This is a genomic window from Mesorhizobium sp. M7A.F.Ca.US.006.04.2.1 (assembly GCF_004022915.1).
Lineage (GTDB): Bacteria > Pseudomonadota > Alphaproteobacteria > Rhizobiales > Rhizobiaceae > Mesorhizobium > Mesorhizobium ciceri.
Genome location: NZ_RZQA01000440.1, coordinates 1 through 5,325, shown reverse-complemented (window position 1 = coordinate 5,325; position 5,325 = coordinate 1). Strand labels below are relative to the sequence as shown.

The following is a 5,325-nucleotide window of genomic DNA, read 5'->3' as shown; positions in this document are numbered from 1 at the left end:
CGCCGTCACCGGGCCGCCATAATCGGCGACCGCCAGCACTTCGTCCGGCTTGCGCGCATCGAGGTGGTAGGAGTGCACGAAATAGGCGTGCAGCCCGTTGGTCCCGGTGGGAATGCCGGCAAACAGTGGATGCTGGCGTTTGAGTTCGATCGTGTTCCAGCCGATCTGCGGGATCTTCAGCGCCGGATCGGAAGGCATGATCTCCTTGACGTCGCCCGATATCCAGCCGAAGCCCTCGGTAATTGTCTTTTCAAGGCCGCGCTGCGACATCAGTTGCATGCCGACGCAGATGCCGAGGAAAGGCCGGCCCTTGACGATGGCGACATCTTCGACGGCTTCCCGCATGCCTTCGACGGCCTGCAGGCCGGCCGCGCAATCGGCATAGGCGCCGACGCCGGGCAGGACGATGCGATCGGCCGTGCGCACCCGCTCGGCATCGGCCGTCAGGTCGATCTGCGCCACGATGCCGGCTTCGCGCGCGGCGCGCTCGAAAGCCTTGGTGGCCGAGCGCAGATTGCCCGAGCCGTAGTCGATGATCGCAACCCGCATATCAGCTTCTTCCCGGAATCATGTCAGTTTCTTCCCGGTATGTGGGTCAGCCCCAGCGCAATGCCCGGCTGCGCTGGCCGCGCGAAGGCAGCATCGGGGACCATGCGCGGCGCCGGCACAACCTCATCGGCAAGCGCTTCCGCCTCCAGCGCATAGCGTGTGTCGGCATCGTCGAGCCAACCGGCTTCGACCGCGCCCCACTCGTGCCAACCACGCCGGCGAAGTGCCGCGATGCGCAGGCCTTGCCCTTCCAGGCCGACATAGAGCGAAACCAGCAACGACAGCAGCGACCCAGCCAGACCAAGGCCGAGCTTCTGGCCCAGCATCGAAAGCAGGCCCATGACGACGAAGGTAAGTGCTGCTTCGATCCACAGCCGATGCCAGGCGAACCATAGCGGCGGCACCAGGAGGCCCAGCCAGGTGAAGCCATCGCGGACAAAGGCCGTCGCATCAGCCTTTTCGCTGCGGCCTGGCGGTTCCATCACGACGTAGGTGGCCATGGCCTTATCCCTTCAACGATCCCTTGGTGGAGGGAACCGCATCCGGCTGGCGCGGATCGCGTTCGAGAGCAGCGCGCAGCGCGCGCGCCACCGCCTTGAAGCAGGTCTCGGCGATGTGATGGTTGTTGGCGCCATAGTGGTTGGTGACATGCAACGTAATGCCGGCATTCTGCGCCAGCGCCTGGAAGAACTCGCGCACCAGTTCGGTGTCGAAGGTGCCGATCTTCGGCGACGAGAACGAAACGTTCCAGACCAGGAAGGGACGGCCGGAGACGTCGATCGCCGCGCGCGTCAGCGTCTCGTCCATGGCAAGGTCGATCGAGGCATAGCGCATGATGCCGCGCCGCTCGCCGAGCGCCTTGGTCAAGGCCTGGCCGAGCGCGATGCCGGTGTCCTCGACCGTGTGGTGATCGTCGATGTGCAGGTCGCCCTTGGCCCTGACCGTCATATCGATCAGGGAATGGCGCGACAGCTGGTCCAGCATATGATCGAAGAAGCCGACGCCCGTAGCGATATCCGACTTGCCGGAACCGTCGACATGGATCGACACGGAGATGTCGGTTTCCTTGGTCTTACGGCTCGCTTCGGCGGAACGGGGCGGCATCACTCTATCCTTGTCCAGAGGTTCACATCGTGACCGGCTCAGAGGCTTCAAGCGCTCGCAAGCTTGAAAACGAAAGCCTTCTAGCAGCATGATCCGGCGATTGCCAGTTGCCTCTGGCAGCGGTATCGGCCTTGCCAGAGAGCGATTTGCAATCACCGGCCCCATGCATACATATGGCCGATCAAAGTTACTCGTACCGCGCCAATCGCCTTATCGGGATGGCGCTGCTCGGAGCCCAAGAAATGTCCAATGAACTGACCATGCACGCCACGACCATCGTGACGGTGCGCAAGGGCAACAAGGTGGTGATCGCCGGCGACGGCCAGGTCAGCCTTGGCCAGACCATCATGAAGGGCAACGCCAAGAAGGTGCGCCGCATCGGCAAGGGCGGCAATGTGATTGCCGGTTTCGCCGGCGCCACCGCCGACGCCTTCACGCTTTTGGAGCGGCTCGAGGCCAAGCTCGAACAATATCCCGACCAGCTGACGCGCGCCTGCGTCGAGCTCGCCAAGGACTGGCGCACCGACCGCTATCTGCGCCGGCTGGAAGCGATGATGCTGGTGGCAGACAAGTCAGTCTCGCTGGCGCTGACCGGCACCGGCGACGTGCTCGAACCCGAATTCGGCGTCATGGCCATCGGTTCGGGCGGCAATTACGCGCTGGCCGCGGCCCGCGCGCTGATGGACAGCGACAAGGATGCCGAGGAGATCGCCCGCAAGGCGATGCAGATCGCATCCGACATCTGCGTCTACACCAACAACAATTTCGTCGTCGAAACGCTCGATGCCGCCTGAAGAGGTGGTGACCTATGATTTTCGGCCGGTGACGGAGAAAGACCTGCCGATGATCGCCGGCTGGCTTGCCCAGCCGCATGTTGCAGAGTGGTGGGACGATCCGGAGACGGAAATCGCCGGGATTAGCGATCATATCGACTCGATTTCCGTCGAGCCGCTGATCGTCGAGCTCGACGGCAAGCCGATCGCCTATCTGCAGAGCTACGATCCGCATCTGGAAGACGACCACCCCTACGCCGACCAGCCGTTCGGCACGCTCGGCATCGACGTGTCGATCGGCGTGCCGGAGCTGGTCGGGCGTGGCCATGGCTCGGCGATCGTGCGCCAATTCGTCGAACAGCTTTTCGAGGAAGGTGTTCCGCGCGTCATCATCGACCCGGATCCCGCCAATGTCAGGGCGATCCGCGCCTACGAAAAGGCCGGCTTTGTTGCCTTTGACACCAGAACATCGGAGTACGGGCCAGCCCTGTTGATGGCGCGCGACGCGACGCAGGAGCCCAATTGATCAGCGCCGAAACCCTCGACAAGGCAGTCGCGAAAGGTTTGATCTCGCAGACCTTGCGCGATCAGTTGGAGGCCATGGAACGCGCGGTCGCTCTCGCCCCCGAGGCCAGGCCCGCCGGTGACGAGGGTGACGAGGAAAACCTGCGGCTGGTCGGCGGCGGCAACGATCTGTTCGTCACCGTGGGAACCGTTCTGCTCAGCGCCGGCTTCTTCTTTGTCCTCACCACCTTGCTTCCAGGCCAGACATTCTGGATCGCCGGCATCCTCGCGGTTTTCGCCTGGGGGCTCGCCGAAATCGTCACGCGTCAGCACCGGATGAAGCTATCGTCGTCCGTGCTTGCCCTGATTTTCATGGCCGCCATTCTGGCCGCTCTGGCGCTGCAAGTGGAGGCCAGCTTCGGCATACGCAAGCCGGAAACCATCTGGCAGCTATTGGCGTTGCGCCAGACGGCGTCCCGGGCCGGATATCTGTTCCTGGGCGGAGGAATAATCGCGGCGGCGATCTATTTCTGGCGCTTTCGCGTCCCCATCATTGCCGGGACCATCGCCATCGCCTTCACACTGCTTGCCTTCCTGCAAACGGCGATAATCCTGTATGACAGTGTGACAACCGGCGCGATTGCGCCGCCGCGCCTCGAGGACGTTCCCGAATTGCTTCGCGCGGCCCTTTACATGCCGCTGATCTGCGGCCTGATCGTGTTCGCAACGGGTGTCGCTTTTGACATTTACGACAGGGATCGACGCAAGATCTGGTCCGATTGCGCTTTCTGGCTGCATGTCGTCTCGGCGCCGATGCTGGTGCATCCGCTCTTTATCATGGCAACCGGCCAAAACGTCGTATTCGGACATATCGCGCCGGATGCCAATGCAACCATCATGCTGACGATTCTGATCCTTGGCTTCCTCTATGTCGCGCTGGCCATAGACCGCCGTTCGCTTCTGGTTCCTACATTGGCTTACTTCGGCTCGCTGGGCATCTATTATCTGGTGAATTCCGCCTCCGATTCGACGGGCATCCCGCCTTTTGCCTTGATCCTGGTCGTTGTTGGCGCGCTGATTATTCTGTTCGGGGCCGGCTGGCAGCGTATCCGGCGGATTGTGGTCAACCCCACCTTGCCGGCGGCCGTGATCCGCCGGCTGCCGCCGCTGAAGGCGTGACAGGGCTTTGTGATGATCGAGACGGCGACGCGAAACGAGGGGGAATGAACCGATGACGACACCGGCCACGGAAAACAGCTATTCGGCCTACGAAGACAGCTGGCGGATGGGGCTTCTGCTGGTGCTTGCCCTGGTCATCTTCCAGGCCGGGGCGCTCTACGGCATGGGGCGGACGCCGATCTGCACCTGCGGCTACGTCAAGCTCTGGCATGGCGTGGTGAACAGTTCGGAGAATTCCCAGCACATTTCGGACTGGTACACGTTCTCGCACATCATCCACGGCTTCCTGTTCTATGCGCTGGCGCGGTTCCTGTTCCCGCGTTCGCCGATCGGCCTGAGGCTGGCGTTCGCCGTCTTCATCGAGGGCGGCTGGGAGCTGCTGGAAAACAGCCCGTTCATCATCGACCGCTACCGCGCCGGCACCATTTCGCTCGATTACTATGGCGACAGCATCATCAATTCGGTGTCGGACACACTGGCCATGGTGCTGGGATTTGTGATGGCGCGAAGGCTACCTATATGGGTGATCGTCAGCCTCGCCATCATCTTCGAACTCGGCACCGGCTACCTCATCCGGGACAATCTGACACTCAACGTGATCATGCTGCTGCATCCGTTCGAGGCCATCAAGCAGTGGCAAAGTGGAATTTAGTGATATGAGCACATTTTCTCCCCGCGAAATCGTTTCGGAACTCGACCGCTTCATCATCGGCCAGAAGGACGCCAAGCGCGCCGTGGCCATTGCCTTGCGCAACCGCTGGCGCCGCCAGCAGCTGGAAGGCCAGATGCGCGAAGAGGTGATGCCCAAGAACATCCTGATGATCGGGCCGACCGGCGTCGGCAAGACGGAAATCTCGCGCCGCCTGGCGCGGCTGGCCGGTGCGCCTTTCGTCAAGGTCGAGGCGACCAAGTTCACCGAAGTCGGCTATGTCGGCCGCGATGTCGAGCAGATCATCCGCGACCTCGTCGAGATCGCCATCGGCCTGGTGCGCGAGAAGATGCGTGAGGACGTCAAGGCGCGCGCCCACGTCAACGCCGAGGAACGTGTGCTGGAAGAACTGGTCGGCAAGACGGCGAGCCCGGCCACCCGCGACAGTTTCCGCAAGAAGCTGCGCGACGGCGAGCTCGACGACAAGGAAATCGAGGTCGAGGTTGCCGACACCGGCAGCGGCGGCATGCCCGGATTTGAAATCCCCGGCATGCCGGGCGCAAATAT

At 62.5% G+C, this 5,325-nt stretch carries 8 protein-coding genes; 5 read left to right on the top strand and 3 right to left on the bottom strand.

Annotation, left to right across the window (positions count from 1 at the left end):
- The 3 genes from hisH to hisB all read right to left on the bottom strand — a co-directional run.
- On the bottom strand, positions 1–549 hold a 549-nt coding region (gene hisH / locus EN925_RS21900; RefSeq protein ID WP_128336916.1), incomplete at its 3' end, for an imidazole glycerol phosphate synthase subunit HisH.
- 23 nt (positions 550–572) lie between these two features.
- Positions 573–1,049: a DUF2628 domain-containing protein gene (locus tag EN925_RS21895; protein ID WP_127369473.1), complete on the bottom strand. Its 477-nt coding sequence runs from the start codon at positions 1,047–1,049 to the stop codon at positions 573–575.
- 4 nt (positions 1,050–1,053) lie between these two features.
- A complete protein-coding gene (hisB, locus tag EN925_RS21890) occupies positions 1,054–1,653 on the bottom strand; it encodes an imidazoleglycerol-phosphate dehydratase HisB (RefSeq protein WP_024502002.1) in 600 nt (199 codons plus the stop codon).
- Positions 1,654–1,895: 242 nt separating this feature from the next.
- Here hisB and hslV point away from each other — a divergent pair, with 242 nt between their 5' ends.
- The 5 genes from hslV to EN925_RS21865 all read left to right on the top strand — a co-directional run.
- Positions 1,896–2,447: an ATP-dependent protease subunit HslV gene (gene hslV / locus EN925_RS21885; protein ID WP_013528351.1), complete on the top strand. Its 552-nt coding sequence runs from the start codon at positions 1,896–1,898 to the stop codon at positions 2,445–2,447.
- Positions 2,437–2,952: a GNAT family N-acetyltransferase gene (locus tag EN925_RS21880; RefSeq protein WP_127369768.1), complete on the top strand. Its 516-nt coding sequence runs from the start codon at positions 2,437–2,439 to the stop codon at positions 2,950–2,952. Before hslV ends, EN925_RS21880 begins: the two co-directional genes overlap by 11 nt.
- Positions 2,949–4,109, top strand: coding sequence for a hypothetical protein (locus tag EN925_RS21875; RefSeq protein ID WP_127369767.1), 1,161 nt, complete (start codon positions 2,949–2,951; stop codon positions 4,107–4,109). The genes EN925_RS21880 and EN925_RS21875 overlap by 4 nt, the downstream gene beginning before the upstream one ends.
- 106 nt (positions 4,110–4,215) lie before the next feature.
- Positions 4,216–4,761, top strand: a complete 546-nt coding sequence (locus tag EN925_RS21870) for a DUF2585 domain-containing protein (protein ID WP_224618702.1) — start codon at positions 4,216–4,218, stop codon at positions 4,759–4,761.
- Positions 4,762–4,765: 4 nt separating this feature from the next.
- Positions 4,766–5,325: AAA family ATPase (locus EN925_RS21865; protein WP_128336914.1), on the top strand; the 560-nt coding region annotated here is incomplete at its 3' end.

Excerpts from the sequence above, each read along its gene's own strand:
- hslV (WP_013528351.1), top strand. The coding sequence starts at position 1,896 with ATGTCCAATGAACTGACCATGCACGCCACGACCATCGTGACGGTGCGC.
- EN925_RS21895 (WP_127369473.1), bottom strand. The coding sequence starts at position 1,049 with ATGGCCACCTACGTCGTGATGGAACCGCCAGGCCGCAGCGAAAAGGCT.
- EN925_RS21880 (WP_127369768.1), top strand. The coding sequence starts at position 2,437 with ATGCCGCCTGAAGAGGTGGTGACCTATGATTTTCGGCCGGTGACGGAG.
- hisB (WP_024502002.1), bottom strand. The coding sequence starts at position 1,653 with ATGCCGCCCCGTTCCGCCGAAGCGAGCCGTAAGACCAAGGAAACCGAC.
- EN925_RS21870 (WP_224618702.1), top strand. The coding sequence starts at position 4,216 with ATGGGGCTTCTGCTGGTGCTTGCCCTGGTCATCTTCCAGGCCGGGGCG.